The sequence below is a fragment of the Streptomyces xanthii genome (genome assembly GCF_014621695.1).
Lineage (GTDB): Bacteria > Actinomycetota > Actinomycetes > Streptomycetales > Streptomycetaceae > Streptomyces > Streptomyces xanthii.
In genome coordinates this window covers 7,694,810-7,721,174 of the sequence record NZ_CP061281.1, presented here as the reverse complement: position 1 = coordinate 7,721,174, position 26,365 = coordinate 7,694,810, and the positions used below count along the sequence as shown (strand labels likewise).

Annotated in this window: 23 protein-coding genes and 1 pseudogene; 16 read left to right on the top strand and 8 right to left on the bottom strand. The window is 70.4% G+C overall.

Going from position 1 to position 26,365, the window contains the following annotated elements; all coding sequences use genetic code 11:
- The first annotated feature begins 198 nt into the window (after positions 1–198).
- Positions 199–687, top strand: coding sequence for a DUF4265 domain-containing protein (locus IAG42_RS35140; RefSeq protein ID WP_188340983.1), 489 nt, complete (start codon positions 199–201; stop codon positions 685–687).
- A 147-nt stretch (positions 688–834) separates the two neighbouring features.
- A complete protein-coding gene (locus IAG42_RS35135) occupies positions 835–1,629 on the top strand; it encodes a nucleotidyltransferase family protein (RefSeq protein ID WP_188341775.1) in 795 nt (264 codons plus the stop codon).
- A gap of 18 nt (positions 1,630–1,647) precedes the next feature.
- Here IAG42_RS35135 and IAG42_RS35130 read toward each other — a convergent pair whose 3' ends face one another.
- On the bottom strand, positions 1,648–2,427 hold the full coding sequence (locus tag IAG42_RS35130) for an NPP1 family protein (RefSeq protein WP_223206315.1): 780 nt from the start codon (positions 2,425–2,427) through the stop codon (positions 1,648–1,650).
- Positions 2,428–2,679: 252 nt separating this feature from the next.
- Complete coding sequence (locus tag IAG42_RS35125; protein WP_223206314.1) at positions 2,680–3,717, bottom strand: mechanosensitive ion channel family protein; 1,038 nt, start codon at positions 3,715–3,717, stop codon at positions 2,680–2,682.
- A 355-nt stretch (positions 3,718–4,072) separates the two neighbouring features.
- Between IAG42_RS35125 and IAG42_RS35120 the strand changes: the two genes are divergently transcribed.
- A complete protein-coding gene (locus IAG42_RS35120) occupies positions 4,073–5,323 on the top strand; it encodes a ricin-type beta-trefoil lectin domain protein (protein WP_188340982.1) in 1,251 nt (416 codons plus the stop codon).
- Positions 5,324–5,456: 133 nt separating this feature from the next.
- Here the strand turns inward: IAG42_RS35120 and IAG42_RS35115 are convergent, their stop codons facing one another.
- Positions 5,457–7,274, bottom strand: a complete 1,818-nt coding sequence (locus IAG42_RS35115; protein WP_188340981.1) for a coagulation factor 5/8 type domain-containing protein — start codon at positions 7,272–7,274, stop codon at positions 5,457–5,459.
- A gap of 250 nt (positions 7,275–7,524) precedes the next feature.
- Here IAG42_RS35115 and IAG42_RS35110 point away from each other — a divergent pair, with 250 nt between their 5' ends.
- Both IAG42_RS35110 and IAG42_RS38205 read left to right on the top strand, forming a co-directional pair.
- Entirely contained in the window at positions 7,525–8,577 is a 1,053-nt protein-coding gene (locus tag IAG42_RS35110) for a LacI family DNA-binding transcriptional regulator (protein ID WP_188340980.1), read from the top strand.
- Between the two features lie 136 nt (positions 8,578–8,713).
- Positions 8,714–9,106 (top strand): annotated as a pseudogene (locus tag IAG42_RS38205) (ROK family protein); the annotation flags it as partial.
- On the opposite strand, the gene IAG42_RS38200 reads toward IAG42_RS38205, so the two are convergent.
- Entirely contained in the window at positions 9,103–10,131 is a 1,029-nt protein-coding gene (locus IAG42_RS38200) for a MerR family transcriptional regulator (RefSeq protein WP_223206313.1), read from the bottom strand. The pseudogene IAG42_RS38205 and the gene IAG42_RS38200 sit on opposite strands and share 4 nt — an antisense overlap.
- Positions 10,132–10,427: 296 nt before the next feature.
- Between IAG42_RS38200 and IAG42_RS35100 the strand changes: the two genes are divergently transcribed.
- The gene (locus IAG42_RS35100; protein ID WP_188340979.1) at positions 10,428–11,030 is read left to right on the top strand and encodes an RNA polymerase sigma factor; all 603 of its coding nucleotides are present in this window, start codon (positions 10,428–10,430) and stop codon (positions 11,028–11,030) included.
- 74 nt (positions 11,031–11,104) lie between these two features.
- On the opposite strand, the gene IAG42_RS35095 is transcribed toward IAG42_RS35100, so the two are convergent.
- Positions 11,105–12,487 carry a cryptochrome/photolyase family protein gene (locus IAG42_RS35095; protein WP_188340978.1) on the bottom strand — a complete coding sequence of 461 codons (1,383 nt, stop codon included), beginning with the start codon at positions 12,485–12,487 and terminating at the stop codon, positions 11,105–11,107.
- Positions 12,488–12,725: 238 nt separating this feature from the next.
- On the opposite strand from IAG42_RS35095, the gene IAG42_RS35090 reads away from it, so the two are divergent.
- Positions 12,726–13,238, top strand: coding sequence for a DUF4383 domain-containing protein (locus IAG42_RS35090; RefSeq protein WP_188340977.1), 513 nt, complete (start codon positions 12,726–12,728; stop codon positions 13,236–13,238).
- Positions 13,239–13,312: 74 nt separating this feature from the next.
- Here IAG42_RS35090 and IAG42_RS35085 read toward each other — a convergent pair whose 3' ends face one another.
- Entirely contained in the window at positions 13,313–13,933 is a 621-nt protein-coding gene (locus tag IAG42_RS35085) for an alpha/beta hydrolase (RefSeq protein ID WP_317453353.1), read from the bottom strand.
- Positions 13,934–14,158: 225 nt separating this feature from the next.
- Between IAG42_RS35085 and IAG42_RS35080 the strand changes: the two genes are divergently transcribed.
- The 7 genes from IAG42_RS35080 (at position 14,159) to IAG42_RS35050 (ending at position 20,997) form a co-directional block, all read left to right on the top strand.
- Positions 14,159–14,743: a sigma-70 family RNA polymerase sigma factor gene (locus tag IAG42_RS35080; protein WP_188340976.1), complete on the top strand. Its 585-nt coding sequence runs from the start codon at positions 14,159–14,161 to the stop codon at positions 14,741–14,743.
- The gene (locus tag IAG42_RS35075; protein ID WP_188340975.1) at positions 14,740–15,489 is read left to right on the top strand and encodes an anti-sigma factor; all 750 of its coding nucleotides are present in this window, start codon (positions 14,740–14,742) and stop codon (positions 15,487–15,489) included. The genes IAG42_RS35080 and IAG42_RS35075 overlap by 4 nt, the downstream gene beginning before the upstream one ends.
- 124 nt (positions 15,490–15,613) lie before the next feature.
- A complete protein-coding gene (locus IAG42_RS35070) occupies positions 15,614–16,912 on the top strand; it encodes an NAD(P)/FAD-dependent oxidoreductase (RefSeq protein ID WP_188340974.1) in 1,299 nt (432 codons plus the stop codon).
- 5 nt (positions 16,913–16,917) lie between these two features.
- On the top strand, positions 16,918–17,640 hold the full coding sequence (locus IAG42_RS35065; protein ID WP_188340973.1) for a DUF1365 domain-containing protein: 723 nt from the start codon (positions 16,918–16,920) through the stop codon (positions 17,638–17,640).
- Positions 17,637–18,890, top strand: a complete 1,254-nt coding sequence (locus tag IAG42_RS35060; RefSeq protein WP_188340972.1) for a class I SAM-dependent methyltransferase — start codon at positions 17,637–17,639, stop codon at positions 18,888–18,890. Before IAG42_RS35065 ends, IAG42_RS35060 begins: the two co-directional genes overlap by 4 nt.
- Positions 18,887–20,197 (top strand): SAM-dependent methyltransferase, encoded by a 1,311-nt coding sequence (locus IAG42_RS35055; RefSeq protein WP_188340971.1) that lies wholly within the window; start codon positions 18,887–18,889, stop codon positions 20,195–20,197. The genes IAG42_RS35060 and IAG42_RS35055 overlap by 4 nt, the downstream gene beginning before the upstream one ends.
- The gene (locus tag IAG42_RS35050; protein ID WP_188340970.1) at positions 20,194–20,997 is read left to right on the top strand and encodes a DUF1295 domain-containing protein; all 804 of its coding nucleotides are present in this window, start codon (positions 20,194–20,196) and stop codon (positions 20,995–20,997) included. The genes IAG42_RS35055 and IAG42_RS35050 overlap by 4 nt, the downstream gene beginning before the upstream one ends.
- A gap of 122 nt (positions 20,998–21,119) precedes the next feature.
- On the opposite strand, the gene IAG42_RS35045 is transcribed toward IAG42_RS35050, so the two are convergent.
- Together IAG42_RS35045 and IAG42_RS35040 are read right to left on the bottom strand one after the other, a co-directional pair.
- Positions 21,120–21,773, bottom strand: a complete 654-nt coding sequence (locus tag IAG42_RS35045; RefSeq protein WP_188340969.1) for a fasciclin domain-containing protein — start codon at positions 21,771–21,773, stop codon at positions 21,120–21,122.
- Positions 21,774–21,919: 146 nt separating this feature from the next.
- Positions 21,920–23,569, bottom strand: a complete 1,650-nt coding sequence (locus tag IAG42_RS35040) for a sulfite oxidase (RefSeq protein WP_188340968.1) — start codon at positions 23,567–23,569, stop codon at positions 21,920–21,922.
- Positions 23,570–23,985: 416 nt separating this feature from the next.
- On the opposite strand from IAG42_RS35040, the gene IAG42_RS35035 reads away from it, so the two are divergent.
- Both IAG42_RS35035 and IAG42_RS35030 read left to right on the top strand, forming a co-directional pair.
- Complete coding sequence (locus IAG42_RS35035) at positions 23,986–25,359, top strand: MFS transporter (RefSeq protein ID WP_188340967.1); 1,374 nt, start codon at positions 23,986–23,988, stop codon at positions 25,357–25,359.
- Positions 25,360–25,487: 128 nt separating this feature from the next.
- Positions 25,488–26,348 (top strand): shikimate dehydrogenase, encoded by an 861-nt coding sequence (locus tag IAG42_RS35030; RefSeq protein ID WP_188340966.1) that lies wholly within the window; start codon positions 25,488–25,490, stop codon positions 26,346–26,348.
- The last annotated feature ends 17 nt before the right edge of the window (positions 26,349–26,365 follow it).

The window sequence follows — 26,365 nt, the reverse complement described above, 5'->3', positions numbered from 1 at the left end:
AACTCTCTGATCACGACTCGATACGCGCCCTAGGAAAGAACACCCTGCGACCCTCAGAGCACTGGTCATTGGTCCGGGTGTGCCGTCGGCCGATGCGCGGCGGGCGGATGCAGCCTTGGTTCCCGGACTGGCTGTCGAACCTCCCTGTGCGGTCGCTCGCCGGAAGATCGCGGCTGGCGCGGGGTGGATGATGGTGTGGTGATGAGCATCAGCGGCGAACACGTGAAGGTCCACTTCCGGATGGATGTGGACGAGGACGGCTGGCCTCCGGTGAGCGTGGAGAGCCTGTGGGCTGTGGACCTTGGCGATGGAACGGTGCGGTTGGACAACACGCCCTGGTTCGTCCGCGGAGTCTCCAGCGACGACATCATCCGCGTCGACCTCGATGGCGAAGGCGTGCGTTGGGCCGGTGAGACGGTCGAGAGCGCGGAGCACTGCACGATCAGGCTGATCGTTCTGAAGGACAGTGGTTCAGCTGCTGCCCGCCAATCCGTACTGGAGACTTTTCATCGCCTCGGCACCACTGGCGAGGGAATCGAGCGGTTCGGAATGGTGGCTCTCGATGTCCCACCCGGGGCGGACCTGCCGCAGATTCGGAAGCTCTTGGAGCACGGTGAGTCTGAGGGACGGTGGCAGTGCGAAGAAGGCTGCGTCACCGCCGCTTGGCGAGCCGCAGCCACTGCCTGACCATTGCGCCTTCTCGTCGGGCTGAGGTCCAGCCGACCGGCCACAGGGCGGCGTCTCACGGCTGGTTATTGCCGCTTTCGCCCTGGCAGTAGGGGTATGCACAGGAGCATGCTGCGATCTGTCCCGTCGACCGACACTCGCGTGTGCATGCGCTGTCCTGCCGGGTCCGCCACGGCGGACGTGACACATCTGGTATGCGGGCGAGGTGAGCCGCCGACCGTCCGGCAGGCCGTCATCCTGGCCGGGGGAAGGGGGAGCCGGCTCCTGCCACTGACCCGTGAGCGGCCCAAGGCGATGGTGGAGGTTCACGGGGTGCCGATCCTGCGGCATCAGCTCGACTGGCTCGCCGCCTGCGGTGTCGAACATGTCGTGGTGTCCGCGGGACATCAGGCCCAGGTGATCGTCTCGTACCTCGACTCTTGTCCGTCGTCGCCACGGGCCGCGGCGGTGGTCGAGGACCGGCCGCTGGGACGTGGTGGCGGGCTGCGGCGGGCCGCGTGCACCCTGCCGTATCCGGGCGAGCCGTGGTTCGCGCTCTACGGGGACATCTGGACGTCTTTCTGCCTGTGCGCGATGAGCGCCCATCACTTGCGCAGTGGCGTTGCCGCGACCGTGGCGCTCGCCGGTCCAGGCCAGCCGGGGAGCTCGGTGGCCTGCGACGACTTGGGCCGGGTGACGGCCTTCGCCCCTGCAGCCCCAGGGTCGCGCCGGGTGAACGCCGGTGTGTATCTGTTCGCCTGGCGGGTTGTTGCCATGCTCCCCGAGGAAGGGGACCACGCCGACAGCACGCTGCCGCGCCTGGTCCGCGCCCGTCAGCTGGCCGGCTACACGATCGACGTGCCCTGGCAGGCAGTCAACACCCCGGCGGATGTGATCAGACTCGAACGCGAACTCGCCGCCCGACGGACCAGTTCTCGGACCGAGACCGCTCCCCCAGCATGACGTGTTCAATCCGCCCGTTCACGCATTGGGATCGAAGGGGATGCCGTTCGGCTTCGTGACCGTCAGGGCGTACTGAAAGTCCCCGTCGTCAATCTTGATCGTGGCGGCACCGAAGTCTGCGGTCATCAGCTGGTCGCGGTATCCGGCCGGATAGCCTTCCCACCCGACGAGCCGAGGGTAGAACCATCCACCGGTGGCATTCTCCGCCGGCTCGTCACCCGCGCCGGCAAAGCGGAAGCAGTGCGTCGACAGGCCGTCCTTGTGATAGACGACCTTGGGATGGGTGCCGTCGAAACGGATCTGCGATCGGTCGGCCGACTGATAGCCGGAATGCTGCGAGACCGCCACATTCCGCACCGCGTTGTCGGAGACCCACACCACGACGTGTTCCCAGTCGTGCCGGTGCCCGATCGCCGCCGGGCCCCATGTCGCCTGGTCCTTCTCGAAATAGCTGGCGTACACGATGGCGCACCAGCCGTTGTTGCATTTCGCACGCGAATAGGTGTTGGCGGCGGCGAGTTGCGCGTCATCGTGACAGTGACCGTTGACGTCACCGCCGAGCGCCAGTCCTGGATTGATGGTCCCGTCGCTGCCGATCGCGGCCGTGGCGTAACAGCCGTCGCCGTCGTAGTCGTAGGCGGGCGAGAAACTCTGCTCCACTCCGTCAGCGTTCTGCGGGAGGGGCTGCAGGACAGCAGCGTGCGCCGGCGTCGCCATGGCGACGGCCAGGACCACGGCGCCACCCCCTGCGAGTATCGCGCGTCGCGTCCGTCGTCCATGGGGCCGCAGCATGCTCATGTACGCCTCTCCTTTGCCATGAGGTGACGGCCGGCCCGCCCGAGGAGGGCATCGCTGCCTCAAGGCCCCAGATGATTCCATCTCTTGCTCAACAGACGGAAGACCAACGGGAGTTGAAGACGCATTTGGCGAAGTCGGGGCAGTAGCGCGGGGAGGGCCTGACCCCGGTCCAGGTCAGGCCCTCCCCTGGCCGGGGTCGCCCTCAATTACGGTCTGGCAGGCCCTGGTTCGACGACCTTGCCGAGGACGCCGTCAGCGCTGCGTGGGCACCGCCCCCAGCTCGCTCCCCTGGTCGTCGCTGCGCAGCCACACCGTGCGCTGCGGGAAGGGAATGTCGATGCCGGCCGCGTCCAGTGCCTCCTTGGTCCGGCGGCGCAGTTCACGGGTGACGGCCCACTGCTCGAGCGGTACGGTCTTGACCGCGATGCGGACCAGGACGCCGTCGGCGTCGAGCGACTGCACACCCCACACCGACGGATCCTCCAGCAGGAGGCCCTTGAAGGACGGGTCCTTGCGCAGGGCCAGCCCGGTCTCCTCGAGGACGCGGTAGACGGTGTCGAGATTGGCTTCGTAGGCGACGGCGACGTCCAGCACGGCGCGCGCCCATTCCTGGCTGTCGTTGCGCACACGCAGGATCTCGCCGTTGCGGATGTGCCACAGGCCGCCGTTGAGATCACGTACGTGGGTCAGGCGCAGGCCGACGTGCTCCACGGTGCCGACGGCCTCGCCCAGGTCCACCGAGTCGCCGACGCCGTACTGGTCCTCGAGCATGATGAGCAGGCCGGAGAGGTAGTCGGCGACCAGGCTCTGCGCACCGAACCCGATCGCCAGGCCGACCACTCCTGCGCTGGCCAGCAGCGGGCCGAGGGCGATGCCGACCTCGCCGAGGACCATGGCGGCGCCGATCATGAACAGGACGATCGTCACGGCGCTGCCCAGGACGGAGCCGATGGTGCGCGCACGCTGTTCCCGGCGCTGCCTGGCGTAGGTCCGGTCACGCTGCAGCAGCGTGGGGCCGCGCCCCGACGGCCGGGACACGGTCTGCTCGGCGTCGTTCTCGTTCTCGGACGGTTCCAGGATGTGCTGGACGACGCGGGCGATGGCCTTCTTCGCCACGACGCGGACCACGATCAGGCCGGCCACGATCAGCGCGATGCGCAGGGGTATGCCGACGAGGGCCGTCGTGTGATCACCTATCCAGCCCGACAGGTCTGCCGCCAACTGCGGCTTTGCCACCGGGTCGGAATGAGGGGACGTGTGCATCATCGGGTTGTTCGCTCCGTTCCTCATGCCTTCATGGCTTCCGCCATGGGGTCAGCGGCATCTACCCGGAGCGCCCGCGAACATGGCGGCGAGTGTGTGAAGGACCGGAGACCTGCGGGCCACACGCCTCCACCCTTTCCGTCGCCTCGGAAGGAGGCGGCCGGTCCGCCGACGGCAGCGCCACCGGCCGCCCGTACTGCCGCGCCGAACTCCCCCGCCCCGCGATTGGTCCAGACAAAAACCTTGACGCCTCCCCCGCCGCTTCCTAGTTTCAAGTCGTGAAGTAAGCCCCCACAGGTTCCGGTTCGGCTTCCCCTGGCTGCATATTTGGCATGCCCATGGCAATGCCGAGCCGACTCTCGCGGAAGCGATGTGATGCACCGTGCGTGCTCCATGGAGACTCCGACTGATCGGCGCGGCGGCCGCCGCCCTCTGTGCCGGCGCCACCCTCGTCCCAGCGGGTGCGGCCGGCGCCTCGCCCGCCGTCCCGGCCGCCCCGACGCTCGCGGCCGACTTCACCGAGGACTTCGACGGCCCGGCCGGCTCCGGGGTCGACACGTCCAGATGGAGCCAGGAGACCGGCGACAACAACGGCAACAATCACGAACGCCAGTACTACACACCGGGTACGAACAACGCCGCGCTCGACGGCAACGGCCACCTGGTCATCACGGCCAGGAAGGAGAACCCCTCGGGCTACCAGTGCTGGTACGGAACCTGCCAGTACACCTCGGCCCGCATGAACACCTCCGGCAAGTTCAGCGCACAGTACGGACATGTCGAGACCCGCATGAAGATCCCGCGAGGTCAGGGCATGTGGCCCGCCTTTTGGATGCTCGGCACCGACATCGGCAGCGTCGGCTGGCCGGGCTCCGGCGAGATCGACGTCATGGAGAACATCGGCCGGGAGCCCGGCACGGTCCACGGCACCCTGCACGGCCCCGGCTATTCGGGGGCGGGTGGAATCGGTGCCGGATACTCCCTGTCCTCGGGAGCCTTCGCGGACGCGTTCCACACCTTCGCGGTCGACTGGGCACCGGACAAGGTGTCCTGGTCCGTGGACGGCCACGTCTACCAGACCCGCACCCCAGCCGACATCGGCAGCAATCAGTGGGCCTTCAACAAGCCGTTCTTCCTCATCCTCAACCTCGCGGTCGGCGGCGACTGGCCCGGCGACCCCGACGCCTCGACCTCCTTCCCGCAACAGCTCGTCGTGGACTACGTCCACGTCTCCACCGGCAACACCGGCAGCACCGGCCAGGCGATCAAGGGCCTGGCCGGCAAGTGCGTGGACGTCCAGGGCGCCTCGGCGGCCAACGGCACCCCCGTCCAGCTCTACGACTGCAACGGCACCGCCGCCCAGCAATGGTCGTTCAGCGGCAGCCAACTGCGCGCCCTCGGAAAGTGCCTCGACGTGACCGGCGCCAGTACGGCGAGCGGCGCGAAGCTCCAGCTCTGGGACTGCACGGGCGGCGGCAACCAACAGTGGACGTACAACGCCGCCACCCACGACCTCGTCAACCTCGCGGCGAACAAGTGCATGGACGTCACCGACAACAACACGGCCAACGGCACCCAGCTCCAGACCTGGGAGTGCAGCGGCAACGCCAACCAGAAGTGGACCATGTCGTGACCCCGCTCGGTCCGCACACCCCGGCAGACGTCCGTTCGTGAAGTCGGCAGGCGCGGAACACCTCGGGCGGGACCGGCCTTCGGTCCCGCCCGAGGTGCGGTTGCATGTCGTACAGGAAGCAGCCGAACCGGGATCAGGGGTAGGAGACCACGGTCGACGGCACGGTGTCGGAGCCGGAGGTCGGGTTGCCGATGGCGTTGATGACGTGGGCGTACTGCCCCTTGCCGCCGAGGGAGACGACCAGCAGGTGGTGGAACCTCACGCCCGGGGCGGCCGGGGCGGCGAAGCCGTGTTCCTGCACGATGGTCGGGTCCACGTTGTAGAAGCAGTAGCTGCCCAGGCCCCAGCCCTCGTGAGTGGTGACGTGGTCGGCGACCTTGTAGGCGGCGAAGCCGCGCAGGTCGCCGTTCTGGATCGCGGCCTGGTTCGGGGCGTCGTAGGCCTTCTCGTTCTGGTAGAAGATCGTGCGCCCGCGCTCGCCGTTCCACTGCACGTCGTACTTGTTGAAGTGCTCGACGAACAGGCCGGTCGCCAGGACGTCGTCACCGTTGACGACAACGCCGTAATCGGCGCGGTTGGTCTCCCAGCCGACGCCGTCGCCGTGGTCGGCGCGCCACACCCACGTGTGGTCGACGATGGTGTGGCGGGCGTTGACGACGATGCTGGTCGTGGCCTTGCCCGCGCCGGCGCCGCCGATCCGGACGAAGACGTCCTGCACGGTGGTCGGGTTCGTGGCGTGCGCGGTGCTCGCGCCTTCGGGGCCGATCTCGACCAGCGTCCCGGAGTTGACGGTGCCCGCGTCGACGAGGAAGCCGGCCAGCCGTACGCCGTCCACGTCGGCCGTCTTGAGCGCGGTCACGCCGCCGTCGGGGACGAGCGTGGCGTACCCGATGCCGAGGACCACCGTGTTCGCCCTCGTGACCTCGATCGGCTTGTCGAGGTGGTAGACGCCGGGCGTGAGCAGGAGGTTCAGCCCCTGACCGAGAGCGGCGTTGAGGGTGTTCGCCGAGTCTCCCTCCTTGGCCACGTAGAAGCGGGACAGGGACAGCGACTCCCCTTGTGCGGTGCCGTTGCCCCAGCTCGTGCCTCGTGCGTTCGTCCGCAGGGCGGGAAGGAAGACGCGGTACTCGGTGCCGTCGAAGTGGAGGAAGGGCTTCTCCCGGGAGAACGGGGTGGTGTCCAGCGTGGTGTAGGGCGGGTTCGGGAAGGCGTCCGCGGGGGCGCCTTCGACACCGGACTGCACCATGTTCCACACGCCGTTGAGCCAGCCGCCGACCGAGCTGTCGCGGGTGTACCACTGCTGCTGCGAGTACGGCTGGACGGTGCCGTCGATGCGGCAGTCGGCGATGTAGCCGCCGCTGGCCCAGCCGTATCCGGCGGGGGCGAGGTTCAGGTCGCCGCGCACGTGCATGCGCCGGAAGGGTGCGGCCTGTGAGACGGCCCAGCGGTTGGCGCCGCTGACCGGGGTCAGGGAGAGGTTCTCGGCCGAGCGCCAGAAGTTCTGGGTGGCGTTGCCGTCGAACCAGCCGGCGTCCACGGTGACGTCGCCGTTGATGTGCGTGTCGTCGGGCGACAGACCGAGGCCCATGATCGACGTGTAGAAGCCGATCTGGGCGTTGAGGCCGCTGTAGGTGCCGGGCTTGAAGAGCAGGGCGTATCGGCCGGTGCCGAACTGCGCCGACTCCTGCTGCTGGAACACCTCGTCCAGCGTGGCCTGGATGCCCGGAGTCGAAGGGTCGAAGACGAGGACGTTGGGCCCGAAGTCCGGGGCGGCGGCGTGCGCGCCCTTCGGCCGCTTCGCGGCCTGCGCCGCGGGACCCCCGGTGGCTGCCACGGCCCGCTGGGCGATCAGCCCGGCGGCCGGAACGGCCATCATGGCGGCGAGTGCCGTGCGGCGGGCGAGGGGGGTTGTGGCAACAGGCTCCGAAGCGGACCGGTGCTGCGCTGACATGGGCAACTCTTCTCGGTCGGGGGGTGGCTCGGTGTGCGCGCTCAGGAGCGCGCTGGAGGAGCGACACAACGCCTTGATGTTCAAGAACTGAACCGAAACTGGCCGGAGAGCGCTCTCTCGTGTTGGATGGTTGTTCCTTTGAACTGAACAAGTCAAGAGGCGTGCACGGTCTGGTACGGACCAATGCGTCAGAGCCATCTCCCCATCAGCACACGGGAGTTGAGGGCGACCGGTTGCTATAAAGGACCGCATGAGTGTCGACGACCTGCGCCCGGTCCGCCCGGCGACCCTTGAGGATGTGGCCCGGGTCGCCGGGGTGTCACGCGCCACCGTCTCGCGTGTCGTCAACGCCAGGCCCACCGTCGACCCCGCACTGCGCCGCAAGGTGCAGGACGCGATCGAGGCCACCGGATACGTCCCCAATCAGGCTGCCCGCTCCCTCGTGACGCGCCGCACGGATTCGATCGCCCTGGTGGTGTCCGAACGGGAGCGGCGCGACGTCGCCGCCTCCTTCGTCGGCCGTGTCTTCACCGACCCGCACTTCGGCCGGGTGGTCGGCGGGCTGCTCGAGGTCCTTCGTCCCGCCGGGGTGCCTATGGCGCTGATGCTGGTGGACGACGAGGACTCCCGCCGGCAGCTCCTCTCCTATCTGCGCCGTGGCCATGTGGACGGCGCCGTGCTGATCTCCTCCCACGCCTCGGACCCACTGCCACAGCTCCTCTCGGAGACGGGCCTGCCGGCTGTGATCGCCGGAAACCCTGCCGGATCAGCGACGCTCCCGTACGTGGAAGTGGACCAGCGGGCGGGAGCCCGGATGGCCGTCGACCACCTCGTCTCGCTGGAACGCCGACGGATCGGCACCATCACCGGCCCGCAGGACATGCCCGCCGCCCGGGAACGCCTGACCGGCTTCCACCGGGCCCTCGCGGCCCATGGCATCAGCGACGCGCCCACGGCAGAGGGCGACTTCACCCAGGCCGGCGGAGCCGAAGCCATGCGCCGTCTCCTCTCCGAACATCCCGGCCTGGACGGCCTGTTCGTCGCCTCGGACCTCATGGCGCAAGGCGCACTGCTGACCCTGGAGCGCAGGGGTCTGAGGGTGCCCCACGACATCGCCGTGGTCGGCTTCGACGACAGCGAGGCCGCTCTCGCCTGCGAGCCACCGCTCACCACGATCCGCCAGCCGGTGGAGGAGATGGCGGCCGAGGCCGCTCGCCTGCTGCTCGGACAGATCACGGCACGCGAGGCCCCGCCCGCCTCATCGATCTTCCGTCCGACCCTGGTCGAGCGCGCGTCGGCGTAGGAGGCGACGGACCCTACCGAGGACATCGCGGGTCCCCCGTCGCGCGGTGAGCGCGAATGATGTCCGCGTAGCGGTAGCCGCCGCTCTTGATGGTGCGCTTCTGGGGCGCGTAGTCGACGCAACGTGAACGGTCGCCGGCGGGCGACCCCAGACTCTGCTCCAGGTCACCTCGGAGAGCGGCTACATGATCGGCGTCGACGTCGGCGAGACCCGCGTCCGGGTCGAACTCTTCGACCTCACGCTCACAGAACTCGCCCGCGTGGAGCGGGCCTTGCTCAGCTCCGGCCCCCGGGCCTCCCGCTACGAGGTCGATCTGGTCGCCGATCACGTCCGGAAGGGAATCGCGGAGGTCCTGCGCGAGGCCGGCATTCGCCCCGCGCAGCTCCTCGGCGTCGGCATCGGCGTCCCGGGAATCGTTGCCCGCACAGAGGACGGCGCCCTCGTCCATGGACAGACCATCGGCTGGGACGCCGTTCCCTTCGAGCAGCTCCTGCGCCACAGCGTCGACCTCCCCGCCACTGCCCCCTACCCGCTCGCGCGGTACATCGACTCGAGAAGCGCCAGGCCGGAGGCGAGTCCGGTGAGGCGGCTCGCTCCTGGCTCCGCCGGTGCGTCGGCCCAGCCAGGGCCCGCGAGGAGGACCAGGGGATGGCTCCGGGCTCCGCGGACGCCCCATTCAAGGGCGAGGAGCGTGCGGACCATGCTCATGTCCGCGGTCTCGCGGGACTGCGACCAGAGGACGACGGCTGCCGGACCGAGTCGCCGGGCCGCCGATTCCAGAGCCTCTTTCGGCAGCGCGGCCCCGAAGATCCGGGCGGGCAGGGCCCGCTCGGTGAGCGCCGCCCACAGGGCCTCGCTCGGCAGACTGTGCTGTTCGTCCGGCATGCAGGCGAGCAGGACCGGCGGGCGCCCGTCCGCGGAGGACGTACCCACCGTGGCGGACGCACCCACCGTGGCGGACGCACCCACCGACCGGAGCACGGTCGACACGTGCCAGGAGAGCAGGTGCTCCACTTCGACGTACGACTCGTCGGCCGTCGCCCACTTGCGACCGACGGCGTGCAGGGTCGGGGCGATGATCTGCTCCCAGGCCACCACGACCCCGTACGCGTCGACCGCGGCACGCAGTTGGGCCTGCACGGCCGAGGCGTCGAGCCGCACGGCAGCGCGCGCCAGGCCTCTGCTTTCCGGCCAGACCTGACCCAGCGGCAGGTCACGGAAGCCACCCGGGGTACGGGGGCGCGGCGCGGGGGCGGCGCGGTCCGTCGCGCGACCGTCCGCCGCCATCGCCAGCCGTGCCGCCTCTGCAGGCGCGACGCCCTGCGCGGTCAACCGGCACATGTTCTCCATCCGGGCCACGTCTTCGGGTGACCAGCGGCGGTGGCGGCCCTCCTCACGGTGGCTGGGGCCGATGCCGTAGCGCCGCTCCCAGGTGCGCAGCGTCGTCTGGGCGACGCCGAGCCTGCGCGCGAGTGCTCCGGTGGTGAGGGCGGCGCCGACGGGCTCGTCCGGAGCCGTCTCCTCCGGCCCGCCGGCCGTTCCCCGACGCGTCACGGTCGATCCGACGTCAGTACGGTTCCCCGTACGGGGGCGGAGTGCAGACCTGCCGAGCGCGCCCCGACGTCCCGCACCTCACACACGTCACGGTGCCTGTTGCCGCTCATGCGCCCTCCTTCATCCGTGCCCTGGCAGTTCGGCCCCCGACCACGGTTCGGTTGCAGTCCGTAAACGATGCATAAACGACGCAACTTGTGCATTGATTTTAGCGCGATCACTCTGGCGGCAGACGCGACGAGGTGCGCGTCGCCTGGTACGTCAGGACCCGATGAGCTGCCCGAGGAGTGTTCACAATGACCACGACGCACAAGGTGCACCCGGAGCAAGGTTCGGCCACCGTGGCGGGGGTCCCCACCGACAAAGTGCTCGCCGAGGCCTTTCTGCGGGGCGACGAGGACGGCTGCAGGCAGGTGTACGAGCGGTGGGCGGCCCTCGTGCACAACATCGCGAGGCGCGCGCTCGGCGACTCCCGGGATGCCGAGGACGTCACCCAGCAAGTCTTCCTCGCGGCCTGGCAGGGCCGCCGGGGATTCCGTCCCGAGCGGGGCAACGCCCCCTCCTGGCTCGTCGGCATCGCCCGGCACAAGATCGCGGATGCCCACGCGGCCCGGGCCCGTCAGGCCCGTCTCGCCGCCGCGGCACGGTCCGAGCAGGACATGCACGTACCGCTGCCGGAGGGACGGCTGGCGCAGCAGACCGTGGACCGCGTCGTGGTCCGGCACGAGCTGAGCCTGCTGCCGCCCGCGCAGCGGGAGGTCCTGTGGCTGACCTTCTACGCGGACCTCCCCCAATCGCAGATCGCCGCCCGCACCGGGCTTCCTCTGGGCACGGTGAAGAGCCATGCCCGCCGGGGAATGCACACGCTGCGGCTCCGTCTGGAACAGCCCGCGCACTGACGCGTCGTCCCTCGTCCTGTCCCGCATGGAAGTGCGGTCCATGCGCACCGACGGGGCCGTGCACATCTGGTCCCTCAGTCCCGGCCGCGTGCCTGCTTGAAGCGGGCCAGGCCGTCCGCGAGGTCGATGAGCGGTTCCGGGTAGCCGAGCCCGGCCCGGGTCTCGCGGGGCAGCCTCCAGGGCTCGTGCACCAGGCGGTCCTCGACGCCCTCGAGTTCGGGCACCCAGCGGCGGACGTACGTGCCGCGCGGATCGAAGCGCTTGCCCTGGACGACCGGGTTGAGGACGCGGTGCGGGCGGGTGTCCGTTCCGGTGCCGGCCACCCACTGCCAGTTGAGCTGGTTGTTGGCCACGTCCCCGTCGACGAGCAGGTCGAGGAAGTGCCGGGCACCGATGCGCCAGTCCACGTACAGCGTCTTGGTGAGAAAGCTGGCCGTCAGCAGGCGGGCGCGGTTGTGCATCCAGCCCTCCTCGCGCAGTTGCCGCATGCCGGCGTCCACGACCGGATAGCCGGTGCGGCCCTCCCGCCATGCGGCGATGTCCTCCGCCGCGTCGTCCTCACCCCGCCACCGGTCGTTCCGGGAGCGGTAGTCCGCGGCCGCCGCTTCGGGGCGGGAGGCGAGGACCTGTCGGTGGAAGTCGCGCCAGCACACCTGCCGGATGAACGCCTCCGCCCCGGGGCCGCCGTGCGCGCGGGCACGGTGGACGGCCTCGACGGGCGACAGGGTCCCGAAGTGGAGGTAGGGCGACAGCCGGGAGGTGGCGTCGCCCGCCAGGTCGTCGTGCCGGTCCTCGTACCGGGACAGGTCACCGGCGCCCCACCACCGGGCGCAGCGGGCCCGGCCGGCCGTCTCGCCACCCTCGGGGAGTCCGGGCGAGGTTCCGTCGACGTCCTTCGACGACGGCGGGCCCTCGCCGCGAGCCGCTTCGGGGACGCGCACGGTGCGCGGTGCCGGCAGCGGCTCGCGCTGCGGCACCTGCGACCAGCGGCGGAAGTACGGGGTGAACACGCTGTAGTGGTCGGTGTCGCTCCCGGCCGGTGTCACCGCGCCGGGAGCGACGGCGGTGGTCACGGAGTCATGGACGTGCAGTGTCACTCCGTCCGGGTCCAGTGCCTCGCGCAAGCGCTGCTCGCGCCGGTGGGCGTAGGAGGTCACGTCCGCTGCCATGTGCACCTCGGTGGCCCCGCACTCGGCGGCGACGGCGCGCACCTCCCGGGCGACCGGGCCGCTGCGGATCACCAGGCGGCCGCCGCGCTGCCGGAGCCGCTCGTCGAGATCGGTGAGGCAGTCGGCGAGGAACGCCCGGCGGTTGGGTGCGTCGAAGCCGGCCGCGTGCACCCCCGGATCACGTACGAACAGCGGGACGACCTCGTCCCCCGCGCGCAGGGCGGCGTGCAGCGGGGGGTGGTCGTGCAGACGCAGGTCCGCGGTGAACAGGACGACTGCGACGGTCATGTGGCTCTCCTGGGACAGTGGTCGTGCGGGGCCGGGGTCTGGCCGTGGTCAGGTCGGTGCCGGGCTCCCTGTCTTCTGCTTCGCCGTGCGGCCGCCCGTCGGATGCGCCTGCGCGTCAGTCGGGACGAGCACGATCGGGACGATCAGGCCCGGTCGTCCTCTCGGTCGTTCCCTGGGGTCGTACGGGTCCCCGTGCACATCCTGCATCCGCAGCGGGCATTCCCGGCGAATCAGGGGCATGAAGCTACGAGACGAACTTCCCGTCGACCACCGCCTGGCGACCGTCTACCGTTTCGGCGCCGGATTCTGCGGACTGCTGCTCCTCGTCTTCGCCGGCCTCGGCTTCGCGGACGCGCTCAGCCCCTTCGACACAGCGGGCGAGACGATCGCCGGGATGACCAGCAATGTCACGCTGAGCGTCATCTCCACCGCGGTCGGCTTCCTGCTCCTCGCGGGAGCCGTGGCCGGAGGCAACATCGCCTCCGTCCTGAACATGGCCGTGGGCGGTCTGTTCCTGCTGAGCGGCTTCTTCCATCTCTTCGTCCTCGACCGCTCGGCCAATTTCCTGGACTTCGGCATGACCAACGTCCTGTTCAGCTTCGCCATGGGGCTGCTGATCGCGACGTTCGGCATGTACGGCCGGGTCTCCAGCAAACTGCCGCACGACAATCCGTACTGGCGTCACCGCCACCCGGGCCGGGACGGGAAGCCGAATCAGCCGACCGCTCCGGGACCGGCGAGGGCCGGTTGAGTCCGGATGCATGGCGGACCTCATGCGGAGGGAGCGAGTCCCTGAGCACCCTGGCCGCTGACCGACCGGCTCCGTCAGTCCCCCGTCGGATCGGGCTTCCGCGTCACCGAGGGTGCCGCTTCACCCAGCAGGTCGATCACGATCGAGGCTGCCGCTCGGTGCCAGTCGAGGCGGCCGCGCAGCATCGCGTGATCGCCTCCGGGCACAAGCCGCGTCTCGACGCTTGCGCCGGCGGTCCGTGCTCTGTGCGTGAACTCCACCGACGCCTGTGGATCGGTGACCCGGTCCCGGTCCCCATGCAGCACCGTGACACGCTTGCCGTCCAGGTGACTCACCGGGTCGGAGGGTGGGCACCACGGAGCCAGCGCCAGCACTCCGGTCACGTTCGGAGCCGCGGCGGCCAGAAGGGCCGCGCGGCCCCCCATCGAATGCCCGACCAGCACTACGGGTACGTCACCGGCGAGCCGCCCCAGCTCGGCCAGCGCGCTTCGCGCGTCCAGGAGCGCGTCGGCGTCGTCTCCGTTCCAGCCGCGCACCCGGTACCGGACCTCGGCGAGCAGCACCGGAGCACCGTCCAGGGCCGCCGCGGTGGCCCGCACGAAGGGCTTCATCCGCAAAGCGGCCAGGTGCCACGACCGTGACGCCGTGCGGTCGTCCGCACGGCCCCCGTGCAGGAACAGCACGGCGGCGTCCACGCTCGAAGGCACCCGACGCGGCACCAGAGCGGCACGACCCGCTGCGGATTCCGGGGGCAGATGTCCACGCTCGATCACTGACGCTCCTGGTTCGCTCGGCCTCGAAGGGACAGTAGCGGGCCCCGATACTTCTCTGATCGCCGGACGGATCGGCAAGAGAACCAATCCGTTTCCCCGTCCGCACCGAATGAGAAGTAGAACCGTCGAGCCCCTGCGGAGAAACCTGTGATGGAAGCTGTGCACATCGGCCGTCACCCCGACGCCGAACCGGACCTGGAGGCGTTGGTGGGCCGGGCCGCCCTCGGTGACGAATCCGCGTTCGCCTCGGTCTACGACGTGGTGATGGGCCCCGTCCTGGGCACCGTACGAGCCGTGCTGCGCGACCGGGCACAGTCCGAGGAGGTCGCCCAGGAGGTGCTGGTGGAGGTGTGGCGCACCGCACCGCGCTACCGGCCGGACCTGGGCACGGCGATCAACTGGATCCTCACCCTGGCCCACCGGCGGGCCATCGACCGGGTGCGGTCGGTGGAGGCGTCGACCGCCCGCGAGCGCAGAGCCGCACAGCTCGCCCGCACTCCCGAGTTCGACGAGGTGACCGAGCAGGTGGAGGCCCGTCTGGAGCGGGAGCAGGTGCGCCGCTGTCTGCGCACCCTCACCGAGATCCAGCGCCAGGCCGTCACGCTCGCCTACTACCGTGGGCTGACCTACCGGCAGGTGGCGGAGGCCCTGACCGTGCCGCTGGGCACGGTCAAGACCCGCCTGCGTGACGGACTGATCCGGCTGCGCGACTGCCTGGGGGTGACCGCGTGAGCACCGCCGACCTGCACACACTCACCGGCGCCTACGCGCTGCACGCGCTGCCGGACGAGGAGCGCGCCGCGTTCGAACGCCACCTCGCCGAGTGCGAGGCCTGCCGCGACGAGACCGCCGAACTGACCGCCACCGCGGCCCGCCTGGGCCTGGCGGCCACGACGACTCCCTCCCCCGCGCTGCGCGAGGAGGTACTGCGCCGCATCACCACCGTCCGGCAGGAACAGCCCGGGGCACCCCGCTCGGAGCGGATCGCCCGCGGCCTGCGGTGGCGGCAAGCCTCGCGGTGGGCGCTCGCCGCGTGTCTCGCGGCGGCCGCGGCACTGGGCGGCACCGCCGTGTGGCAGCACGAGCGCGCGCAGGACGCGACCGAACAGGCCCGCCAGGCACAGCAGGACAACCAGCACATCGCCGAGGTCCTCTCCGCATCCGACGCGAAGAGCCTCGCCACCGAGCTCGCCGACGGGGCCTCCGGCACGGTGGTCGTCTCCCACGAACGCGACCGGGCCGTCTTCCTCGCCTCCGACATGGCCCGACCGCCACGCGGCAAGGTGTACCAGCTGTGGTTCGACGACAGCGGCACCATGCGGCCCGCCGGGCTCATGGACACCGCCCGAACCGACCAGGCCGTCCTGCTGGACGGCGCCGTGGACGGTGCGTCCGGCATCGGTATCACCGTCGAGCCGGCCGGCGGTTCCGAGCATCCGACCTCAGCGCCCATCGCCCTGATGAAGCTCCCGGCCTGACCCGACGAGGCCCCACCGCCTTCGACGCGCAACCGGCGGTCGGCTGATCGACCGCGCCAATCCGTCCTCGGACCTGCTCCGGATTACGTGAGACAGCGGAGATCAGCCGGCCAGGGGAGAGAAGATGACAGGCGAATCCGAGCGGACACCCACGGTGCGGGAGCCACGTGGCACGGCGATCATCGGCGCCGGCATCGCCGGTCTCACCGCCGCCTACATCCTGTCCCGTACCCGCCGGGTGACCTTGTTCGAGGCGGACGAACGGCTCGGCGGGCACGCCCATACGCACGATCTCGTCTCGCGCGCGGACGGGCGTCCGCAGCGGGTGGACTCCGGGTTCATCGTGCACAACCGTCGCACCTATCCGAACCTGCTGAGGCTCTTCGACGAACTGGGCGTCGCCACCCAGGAGTCCGAGATGAGCATGTCCGTGCGGTGCGAGGGCTGCGGTCTCGAGTACGCGGGGGCGCGCGGCCTCGCGGGCCTCTTCGCCCGCCCGCGAAATCTCGTCAGCGCTCGCTACCTGCGGCTGCTGTCCGAGGTGCCGCTCTTCCACCGCGCCGCCCGCAGGCTCCTGGCCGCAGGCGCCGACAGCGGGATCACGCTCGGCGGGTTTCTCGAGCGCTCGGGCTTCTCCCCGTACTTCCGCACGCACTTCGTCACACCGGTGGTGTCGGCGGTGTGGTCGTGCGACGCCGCGATCGCGCAGGACTATCCCGCCGCGTACCTGTTCCGTTTCCTGGACCATCACGGGCTGCTGTCCGTCGGCGGCTCCCCGGTGTGGCGCACCGTGACCGGAGGTTCCCGCGAGTACGTCGACAGGGCGGCCAAGCACGTGCACGAGGTCCGCACCGGGGCCGCGGTCAAGGCGGTACGGCGGCATCCGGACGGCGCGGACGTCACCACCGCCGATGGAGCCACGTCCACGTACGACTCGGTGGTGATCGCGGTCCACCCCGACCAGGCCCTGCGGCTCCTCGCGGACCCGAGTGCGGCGGAGCGCACGGCACTTGGCGCGTTCTCCTACGCGCGCAACGAGACTCTGCTGCACACCGACACCTCCTTGCTGCCGGCGGCCCGTGGCGCCCGGGCTTCGTGGAACTACGTCATGCCGTCCTGCGCGGCCGGGGCCGACCGTGTGCGGGTCAGCTACGACATGAACCGCCTGCAGAGACTCACGGCGGCCGAGACCTACGTCGTCACCCTCGGCGGCCACGACCGCGTCGATCCGGACACCGTCCTGGCGCGGATGGTCTACGAACATCCCCTGTACACCCCCCGGTCCGTGGCCGCCCAGCGTCTGCTTCCCGACCTGAACAGCTCCGTGTGTGCCTTCGCCGGCGCCTATCACGGCTGGGGATTCCACGAGGACGGGTGCCGCTCCGGCGTGCGGGCGGCCGCGGCGCTCGGCGGACGCTGGTGAACACGATGGCCGCCCTCTACCCCTGCACCATCACTCATGTGCGCGCCCGCCCCACGCGCTACACCCTGCGCCATCGCACCTACCTGTGGCTCGTCGACCCCGATCACCTCCCGCGCCTCCCATGGCCCCTGCGTGTGCTGGCGCGCTTCGACGCGCGCGACCACTTCGGCGGCGACCGGCCCACCATCCGTGCCGGTCTGGACGCATTCCTCGCTCGCAACGGCCTGCGCCTCGACGGCGGCATGGTGACGATGCTGACGCAGGCACGCGTGTTCGGCTACGTCTTCAATCCGCTGACCGTGTACTGGTGCCACGGACCCGACGGCGGCGTCCGGTACGTGGTCGCCGAGGTCCACAACACCTACGGCGGCCGTCACTGCTACCTCCTGAGGCCCGCGCCGGACGGCAGCGCGAGCACCGCCAAGCAGTTCTACGTCTCACCGTTCTTCGCGGTCGACGGTCACTACCGCATGCGGCTCCCGCTGCCGCGGCAGAGCCTGGATCTGACGGTGCATCTGGACCGCTCGGAGGGCCGGGCCTTCAGTGCACGCGTACGCGGAGAACGCAGGAGCGCCACCGCCGCACAACTGCTGCGCCTTGCCGTGCGCCACCCTCTCTCCCCGCTCGCGGCGGCGGCTGCCATCAGATTTCACGGAGTTCGCCTCTACCTGCGAGGACTGCCTGTCCAGCCCCGCCGGGGCGATGACACACGAAAGGACTCGGCATGACGACGACGTGCCACCGGAAGGACACGGTCGACCCGGCGCGCTGGCCCGACATCATCGCGGCGCCCAGGACATCACGCGCCCGCAGGAGACTCACCGAGCTGATCCTCCGGCGCGCTCTGGACCGCCTCCCCCTGCGGGCCAGAATCAAGGGAACCCCCTTCGCCGGCCTGGGCGGCCCACTGCTGGACATAGAAGACCCCGACGCGTTCCACGCGCGGATCGGCGCATCGGGCCTCGTCGGCTTCGGCGAGTCCTACATGGCCCGTGAATGGGACGCACCGGATCTGGTCTCCGTGCTGACCGTGCTGGCCGCCCATGCCGACGAACTCGTCCCGGCGCCCCTGCAACGCCTTCGCGGTCTGTGGGCACCGCGTCATCCGGCCGAGGAACGCAACACCCGGCACGGCGCCCGCGCCAACATCAGCCGCCACTACGACCTGTCCAACGACCTGTTCGCCCTCTTCCTGGACGAGACCCTCACGTACTCCAGCGCCGTCTTCCGTTCCCTGCCCGCCACTTGGGACCAGCTCGCCGCCGCTCAGCACCGCAAGATCGACAGGCTGCTCGACCTGGCCCAGGTGGGCCCCGGCACCCGCCTGTTGGAGATCGGCACCGGCTGGGGCGAACTGTGCCTGCGGGCCGCGGCGCGCGGGGCCGAGGTCACGTCCCTGACGCTCTCGCGAGAACAACAGGTCCTGGCCCGGCGGCGCATCACAGAGGCGGGCCTCCAGGACCGCGCCCGCGTGGAACTGTGCGACTACCGGGAAGCACGTGGGCAGTACGACGCCGTCGTGAGCGTGGAGATGATCGAGGCGGTCGGCGCCGAGTTCTGGCCCACCTACTTCCGCACCCTGGACGAACGACTCGTGCCCGGCGGCCGGGCCGTGATCCAGGCCATCACGATGCCACACGCGCGCATGCTCGCCACGCGGTCCACCTTCACCTGGATCCACAAGTACGTCTTCCCCGGCGGAATGATCCCGTCGACGAGGGCCGTGGCCGAGACGGTGCGGGACCACACCCGTCTCACCGTCGCCCGACGTGACGCCTTCGGCCCGCACTACGCGGAAACACTGCGCCTGTGGCGCGAACGGTTCACCCGTCGCGAGCAGGACGTGCGCGACCTCGGCTTCGACGAGACCTTCCAACGCCTGTGGACCTTCTACCTCGCCTACTCCGAGGCCGGCTTCCGCTCCGGCTACCTCGATGTCCAGCAGTACCTGCTCACCAAGGAGGATCACGTCCGATGACGCGTCTGCTCCGAACGTTGCGCAGCGGAGTCGCACCGCGGGTCGCCGCCCTCGCGGCCACCGTCCTCGGCGGACCTCTGCCGGTCCGGCTCCGCGCCTGGGACGGCAGCGAGGCCGGCCCCGACAGCGGGCCCGTGGTCGTGCTGCGCCACCGGCGCGCCCTGCGCCGACTCCTGTGGCAGCCGGGCGAGTTGGGCCTCGCTGAGGCCTACATCGCGCAGGACGTCGATGTGGAGGGCGAGCTCACGGAAGGACTGCGCTCGATGTGGGCGGCGGCACGGGAACACGGGCTGCGGGCCCCCAGGGCGACGCCCACCGACCGCGCCCGTGCGGCAGCCCTCGCGATCCGGCTCGGCGCCCTCGGACCCCGTCCTCCCGCCCCGGCCGGCCGGGCTCGGCTGCACGGAAGCCCGCACAGCCGTGCCCGCGACCGGGCCGCGATCAGCCACCACTACGACCTGTCCAACACCTTCTACCAGCGGCTGCTCGACGAGACCATGGCGTACTCCTGCGGATACTGGGCCCGCACGGACTCCGGCTTCACCCCGGCTGACGCGCAGCGGGCCAAACTCGAACTCATCTGCCGCAAACTCGCGCTGCGTCCCGGCACCAGGCTCCTCGACATCGGCTGCGGATGGGGATCGCTCACCCTGCATGCCGCGGAGCACCACGGCGTGTCCGTGACCGCCGTGACCCTGGCCGGGCAGCAGGCAGCCCATGTCCGGGAGCGGGTCCGCGCACGCGGTCTGTCCGACCGTGTCGAGGTGGTCTGCCAGGACTACCGCGACATCGAGGGCGGTGGCTTCGACGGCGTGGCGGCGGTCGAGATGGGTGAGCATGTCGGGGACGGCCAGTACCCGGCGTTCGCCGAAGCCCTGTGCCGTCTGGTGATGCCGAGCGGGCGTGTGCTCGTCCAGCAGATGTCGCGCCGGCACAACGCGCCCGGCGGTGGCCCGTTCATCGAGACGTACATCGCGCCGGACATGCACATGCGCCCGCTCGGCGAGACGACGGGGCTGCTTGAGGCCGCGGGCCTGGAGGTACGCCACGTCGAGGCGATGCGGGAGGACTACGTCCGTACCATCGCCGCCTGGCATCACACGCTCGAGGCGGACTGGGACGGCTTCGTCGGCCTCGTGGGCGAGGAGGCCGCTCGCGTGTGGCGTCTCTACCTCGCCGGCGGCGGACTCGCCTTCGAGCAGGGCCGGATGGGAGTCGACCAGATCCTGTGCGTCCGGCCCGGCCCCGGCGTCTCCGCGGCCGCCACGGATGTCCCGACCTGGTACGAAGGGCTGGCGGACCGGTGAGCGGCTTTCCCTGGGGAGCATTCGCGCTGAACCTCGCCTGGAGTGCCGGCGCGGCTCTCGCCGTCGTCCTGGCGACGTTCGCCGTCTCGCTTCGGACCGGAGTCCACCGGATCGTGGACATCGCCTGGGGCATCGCCTTCACCGCCGTCGCGGTGGTGACACTGGCCGCTTCACACGGACACGGAGACCTTTCACGCCGACTGTTGGTCGCCGGTCTGACCGCTGTGTGGGGACTGCGGCTGGCCGTGCACATCGGTCGGCGCGGGCGCGGCCAGGGCGAGGATCCCCGGTACGCCCGGATGCTGGCCAAGGCCCCCGGAAACCCGATGCTGTACGCGCTGAGCCATGTCTACCTCCTGCAGGGGGCCCTGGTGTGGCTCGTCTCCCTGCCCGTCCAGGCCGCGCAGTACATCGGACTTCCGCTGTCCGCCGTCTCTGTCCTGGGCATCGCGCTGTGGGCGCTGGGTGTCTCCTTCGAAGCGGTCGGTGACGCCCAACTCGCCCGCTTCAAGGCGGATCCCGCTCATCGCGGCCAGATCATGGACCGGGGTCTGTGGTCCTGGACCAGACACCCCAACTACTTCGGGGACTTCTGCGTCTGGTGGGGGCTCTTCCTGCTCACCTGCGACGTCCCCGTGGTGGCCGCCGTCTGCGTGATCTCCCCGATCGTGATGAGCGTTCTCCTGACCCGGGGCAGCGGCAAGAGGCTTCTCGAGCAGCACATGGCCACGCGTCCGGGCTATGCCGCATACCAGCGCCGCACCAGCGGGTTCTTTCCCCTGCCGCCCCGGAAGCCGTGAGGAGGGCTCCACGGTGACCCCGTGGAGCCCTCCTCGGGACGGCGGGACAGGATCGTGTCCCGCCGTCCCGGCGGCCGCAACGCGCTGCTTCCGCACCTCGGCCCGCGCGGCAGCGGAACCGTCTACTTCTCGGGCATGAGGACGGTGTCGATGATGTAGACGTCGGCGTTGGCCGTCTTGACGTTGCCGCAGACCACGTCGGCGCTGTCGTTGACCTTGTAGGACTCACCCGAGCCGGCGGTGGTGAGCTTGGACTTCTCCAGGGTTTCGAAGGAGCCGTTCTCCAGGTCCTCGGGAGCCAGCTTCTGACCCACCACGTGGTACGTGAGGATCTTGGTCAGCTGAGCTTTGTCGTTGAGCACCTTGTCGAGGTCGGCCTTCGGGATCTTCGCGAAGGCGTCATTGGTCGGCGCGAACACCGTGATGTTCTTCGCGTTGTTCAGCGTGTCGACCAGGCCGGCCTTCTTGACCGCACTGACCAGGGTCGACAGCGCGGGGTTGTTCGAGGCCGCCGTGGCGACCGGGTCCTTGGCCATTCCGTCGAACGAGCCCGCCCCCTCCTTGGGGACCGTGGAACACGCCGGTCCGAACGGCTCGCTCGTCCCGGCCGGCGTGTCCTTCGACGGATCGGCCTGGTCCGCCCCCTTCGACGCGGCCGACGTCGAACCCTCGGAAGCCTTCTCCTCGGAACCACTGTCCGAGCAAGCGGTCAACGCCAACGGCAGCACCGCGGCGGCAACCACAGCGACAGCGGCCCGACGGAAGTGAGTACGCATGACAGTCCCTCAGCGATCTGGAATGTGAAGGCCATCCGCCTTCATCACGGGGAATCCGGCGCCGGCCGCGTGACGGATTGGTCGCCCGCTCGAAAGAGTGATCCGCGTGTGGCGCTGCCCCGGCGCGCAGTACAGCGCGCGTCGATTCAGTCGACGGTGACCGCGACCGTGTGCCAGCCGGTGGCGCCGTCCGGCATGGTGTCGGCGCGCTTCTCCGTCTGGGGCTGGCCTGTGCGGTCGGTCGCCCGGACGGTGAGCGTGTGACCGCCCTTGGTCGCCTGCCACGCGTAGGACCACTGCCTCCAGGTGTCCCGCGTGTCCTCGGCGGCGAGGCGGGCCTCCTGCCACGGACCGTCGTCGACCCGGACTTCCACCTTGTCGATGCCCCGGTGCTGGGCCCAGGCGACGCCGGCCACCATGACGGTGCCGGCCCGCGGCCGGCCGAACGGCTTGGGCGTGTCGATGCGCGACTCGGTCTTGATCGGGGCCTGCTGCGCCCAGTCCCGCTCGACCCAGTACGCGTCATAGGCGTCGAACGTGGTCAGTTCGATGTCTCTGATCCACTTGCAGGCGGACACATAGCCGTACAGGCCGGGGACGACCATGCGGACGGGGAAGCCGTGCTCGAAAGGCAGCGGCTGACCGTTCATGCCGACGGCGAGCAGGGCGTCGCGTCCGTCCATGACGTCCTCGACCGGACTGCCGATGGTCATGCCGTCCACCGAGCGGGCCACCAGTTGATCGGCGGGGCCGGACTTCGACGGGGGCCTCACCCCGCACTGTTCGAGCACATCGGCCAGGCGGACTCCGATCCAGCGGGCGTTTCCGACGTAGGGGCCTCCCACCTCGTTGGAGACACAGGTCAGCGTGATGTCGCGCTCGATGAGCGGCATGTTCAGCAAGTCGTCGAAGGTCAGGGTGCGTTCACGCTGCACGCCCAGCCCGTGGATGCGCAGTCGCCAGGACGTCGCGTCGACCTTGGGCACGACGAGCGCGGTGTCGACCCGGTAGAAGTCCGCGTTCGGCGTCACGAACGGGCTGATGCCCTTGATCCGCAGCCCAGCCCCCTTCGGCACCGGGGACGCGGAGGACGACGGCCTGGGGAGGACGATCCCCTTGCGGGAGGCGACGGCACCCTGGCCCTGGGATCCGTTCAGCGCACGCCCTGCGAGTCCGGCACCGGTGGAGGCGGCCGCGGTCGCGGTGGCTGCGCGGATGAAGCCGCGCCGGTCCCATCCGGAGCCGTCCGCCCCGTCACCGGGGCGCGTCCCGGACGGGCTGCCCTCCCCTCCCGCAGCTGCCTGATCACGCTCGCGCACACCGTGGTCGGCGTCGCCCAGCCGTCCGATGAGCCAGAAGAGCAGACAGGCGCCCGCGACGGCTCCGACCGTGGAGGGCAGCGCATCTCCGGCACCGGTCGAGTCCGGTCGGCCGGTGGCGGCCAGCGCCCCGACGACGCCGAAGGCAAGCACTCCCAGTGAACCGATGAGCCGCCATCGCGTGGCCAGCATGCCGAGGCCCAGGGCCAGCACGGTCAGCACCGCGAGGATGCCGAGTTGGAGCACGAGCTTGTCGTCGGTGCCGAACTGCCGGATGGCCCAGTCCTTCACCGCGGCGGGCGTACGGTCGATGGCCGCACCGCCCACAGCGATCACCGGGCCCGATTCCGGGCGCACGGCCGCGGACACCAGTTCCGCGACCGCGATGGCCGCGTAGCCGGCGAGCAGACCGCTCACCGCGCCGGCGGTCAGGCGTCGGATGCCGCGCAGCGGCGGAGAGGAAACGTCGTCGTCCATGCTCGGGATCCGTCCTCGCGCCGCACTTGGATTGGTCCTTCACGCCGTCGAAAGAGGCCTGAAGCCGCCGAAGGGGGCCTGAAGCCGCTCGATCAAGTATGTCGGCCGTGCCGGGCGAGAACCTGAGCGCGGCCGGTACGGGCCCGCACCTTCATGGCACCCGCAGCTGCGGCAGACACGCCACCGCAGCGCCCGTGCGGGTGTCCGCGCCTTGTTACGGGCGGATGTATTGACACCGGTCAGGGCGGCGGGCAGCATCCCACCCAAGTTAATTAACTATCTAGTGCGTTAACTTCTTCGGCCGGGCATGCGACACTCGCCCTACGCCTGGCCTCCCCCGCAACACGCCGTTCACGTACCCGCGCCACCCGCCGCCCGCACCGACCGGGCCGGTGGCTGTCCCCCGAGGAGTCCACGTGTCCGCTCACCCGTACGCCGGCGGGGCGCCGCCCGCTCCGCCCCAGGGCAAACCACGCAAGGCCGCCCTCGCCGCCTGGATCGGCAGCGCCCTGGAGTACTACGACTTCTTCATCTACGGCAGCGCCGCCGCGCTGGTCTTCCCGAAGGTCTTCTTCGCCCCGGACGACCCGGCGACCGCGACGCTGATCTCCCTGGCGACCTTCGGCGTCGCCTACGCCGCGCGCCCCGTCGGAGCACTCTTCCTCGGCCATCTCGGTGACCGGCTCGGACGGCGCACGATCATGGTGTGGACCCTGATCCTGATGGGTCTGTCCACCTTCCTGATCGGGTGCCTGCCCACCTACGCCCAGGCGGGCACCACCGCCCCGGTGCTGCTCGTACTGATGCGTGTGCTGCAGGGCCTGTCCGCGGCCGGCGAGCAGGCCAGCTCGAACGCCATGACGCTGGAGCACGCGCCGGAGCACCGGCGCGGTTACTACACCAGCTTCACCCTGAACGGCACCCAGGCGGGCCAGATCCTCGCGACCCTGGTCTTCATCCCCGTCGCGGCGCTCCCCGACGAGCAGCTGTACTCGTGGGGATGGCGGATCCCGTTCCTGTTGAGCGCCCTCGTCGCCATCGCGGGGTACGTGATCCGCCGGACGCTCGAGGAGACCCCGGTGTTCCAGCAGGCGTCGGCCGGCCAGGACGTGGCCAGGATGCCGCTGGCGGAGCTGCTCAGGAACCACTGGGCCGACGTACTGCGGGTGGTCGCGGCGGCCCTGATCGCCACGGTCAGCACGATCTTCTCCGTCTGGGCACTCTCGTACGCCACGAGTGAGGCCGCGGGGCTGACCAAGTCGGGGATGCTCTGGGTGAACGGCTGCGCCAACGCGGTGGCGCTGGTCGCCATCCCGTTGTGGGCGAGGCTCTCCGACCGGATCGGCCGCAGGCCGGTCTTCCTCGTCGGCGCACTCGGATCCGGTGTCATGATCTTCGTCTACCTGTGGGCGATCTCCACGGGCAGCTATCCCCTGGTCTTCGTGACCGGGCTGCTGTTCTTCGGTGTCGTCTACAGCGCGGCCAACGGCATCTGGCCCTCCTTCTACAGCGAGATGTTCCCGGCCCGTGTCCGGCTGTCCGGCGTGGCCGTCGGCACGCAGACCGGCTTCGCCGTGGCCGGGTTCGCCGTGACGTTCGCCGCTCAGATCGCCGGCCCGAACGGCGACAACTGGGTGGGGGTCGCGGCCTTCACCGCGGCCTTCTGCGCCGTCTGCGCGATCGCCGTGGCGACCGGGCGCGAGACCCACAGGACACCCACCGCGGAACTCGGCCTGCGCCCCTCGCCCGAACCGGACCGGGCATCGCGACGCCAGCCGGTCGCACGCTGAGCGAGCCCGCCAGCCGGCCCCCTTCGCCGGGGTGGCCCCTCCCCAGGCACTTCCACCGGCCGCCCCGGCACCGTAATGTACGAACTAGTTAGTTATTAAGTGGCGCGTCCGAACCACGGGAGCATTGGATGACCTCGTACCTCACCGGCCTGATCGGCAGCGGCATCGGCCCCTCGCTGTCCCCCGCACTCCATGAACGCGAGGCCGACCGGCACGGTGTCCGTCTGGTCTACCGCACCCTCGACATCGACGTGCTGGGCATCGCTCCCGAGGACGTCGGCGAACTGCTGCGCGCGGCCCGCCGGCTCGGCTTCGACGGACTGAACATCACCCACCCCTGCAAGCAGCTCGTGATCGAGCACCTCGACGAGCTGGCCCCGGAGGCGGCCGGGCTCGGCGCGGTGAACACCGTCGTCTTCAGCGGCGGCCGCGCGATCGGGCACAACACCGACGTCACCGGCTTCGCCCAGTCCTTCGCCCGCGGCCTGCGCGACGTCCCGACCGAACATGTCGTCCAGCTCGGAGCGGGCGGGGCTGGCGCGGCTGTGGCGCACGCGCTGCTGACCCTCGGCGTCGACCGCCTCACCCTGCTCGACACCGACCCCGCGCGCGCCGACCGGCTGGCCGGCGCGTTGACCGAACGCTTCGGCCCAGGACGGGCGTCCGGAGCCGCCGTGGCGGACGCGCCGGGGCACCTGGCCGACGCCGACGGGCTCGTCCACGCCACCCCCACCGGGATGGCCGCCCACCCCGGGATGCCGCTGCCCGCGGAGCTGCTCCGCCCCGCGATGTGGGTGGCCGAGGTGGTCTACCGCCCACTGGAGACCGAGCTGCTGCGCCAGGCAGCGGCGCTCGGCTGCCGCACGCTCGACGGCGGCGGCATGGCCGTCTTCCAGGCCGCCGACGCCTTCCGGCTCTTCACCGGCCTCGAGCCCCACACCGAACACATGCTCACCGACCTCGCCCGCCTGGCCGCCACCCCGGTCTGAGTCATCAAGAGGAGCAC

Excerpts from the sequence above, each read along its gene's own strand:
- IAG42_RS35135 (WP_188341775.1), top strand. The coding sequence starts at position 835 with ATGCGCTGTCCTGCCGGGTCCGCCACGGCGGACGTGACACATCTGGTA.
- IAG42_RS35130 (WP_223206315.1), bottom strand. The coding sequence starts at position 2,427 with ATGAGCATGCTGCGGCCCCATGGACGACGGACGCGACGCGCGATACTC.
- IAG42_RS35125 (WP_223206314.1), bottom strand. The coding sequence starts at position 3,717 with ATGAGGAACGGAGCGAACAACCCGATGATGCACACGTCCCCTCATTCC.
- IAG42_RS35115 (WP_188340981.1), bottom strand. The coding sequence starts at position 7,274 with ATGTCAGCGCAGCACCGGTCCGCTTCGGAGCCTGTTGCCACAACCCCC.
- IAG42_RS35110 (WP_188340980.1), top strand. The coding sequence starts at position 7,525 with ATGAGTGTCGACGACCTGCGCCCGGTCCGCCCGGCGACCCTTGAGGAT.
- IAG42_RS35100 (WP_188340979.1), top strand. The coding sequence starts at position 10,428 with ATGACCACGACGCACAAGGTGCACCCGGAGCAAGGTTCGGCCACCGTG.
- IAG42_RS35095 (WP_188340978.1), bottom strand. The coding sequence starts at position 12,487 with ATGACCGTCGCAGTCGTCCTGTTCACCGCGGACCTGCGTCTGCACGAC.
- IAG42_RS35090 (WP_188340977.1), top strand. The coding sequence starts at position 12,726 with ATGAAGCTACGAGACGAACTTCCCGTCGACCACCGCCTGGCGACCGTC.
- IAG42_RS35070 (WP_188340974.1), top strand. The coding sequence starts at position 15,614 with ATGACAGGCGAATCCGAGCGGACACCCACGGTGCGGGAGCCACGTGGC.
- IAG42_RS35065 (WP_188340973.1), top strand. The coding sequence starts at position 16,918 with ATGGCCGCCCTCTACCCCTGCACCATCACTCATGTGCGCGCCCGCCCC.
- IAG42_RS35060 (WP_188340972.1), top strand. The coding sequence starts at position 17,637 with ATGACGACGACGTGCCACCGGAAGGACACGGTCGACCCGGCGCGCTGG.
- IAG42_RS35055 (WP_188340971.1), top strand. The coding sequence starts at position 18,887 with ATGACGCGTCTGCTCCGAACGTTGCGCAGCGGAGTCGCACCGCGGGTC.
- IAG42_RS35045 (WP_188340969.1), bottom strand. The coding sequence starts at position 21,773 with ATGCGTACTCACTTCCGTCGGGCCGCTGTCGCTGTGGTTGCCGCCGCG.
- IAG42_RS35040 (WP_188340968.1), bottom strand. The coding sequence starts at position 23,569 with ATGGACGACGACGTTTCCTCTCCGCCGCTGCGCGGCATCCGACGCCTG.
- IAG42_RS35030 (WP_188340966.1), top strand. The coding sequence starts at position 25,488 with ATGACCTCGTACCTCACCGGCCTGATCGGCAGCGGCATCGGCCCCTCG.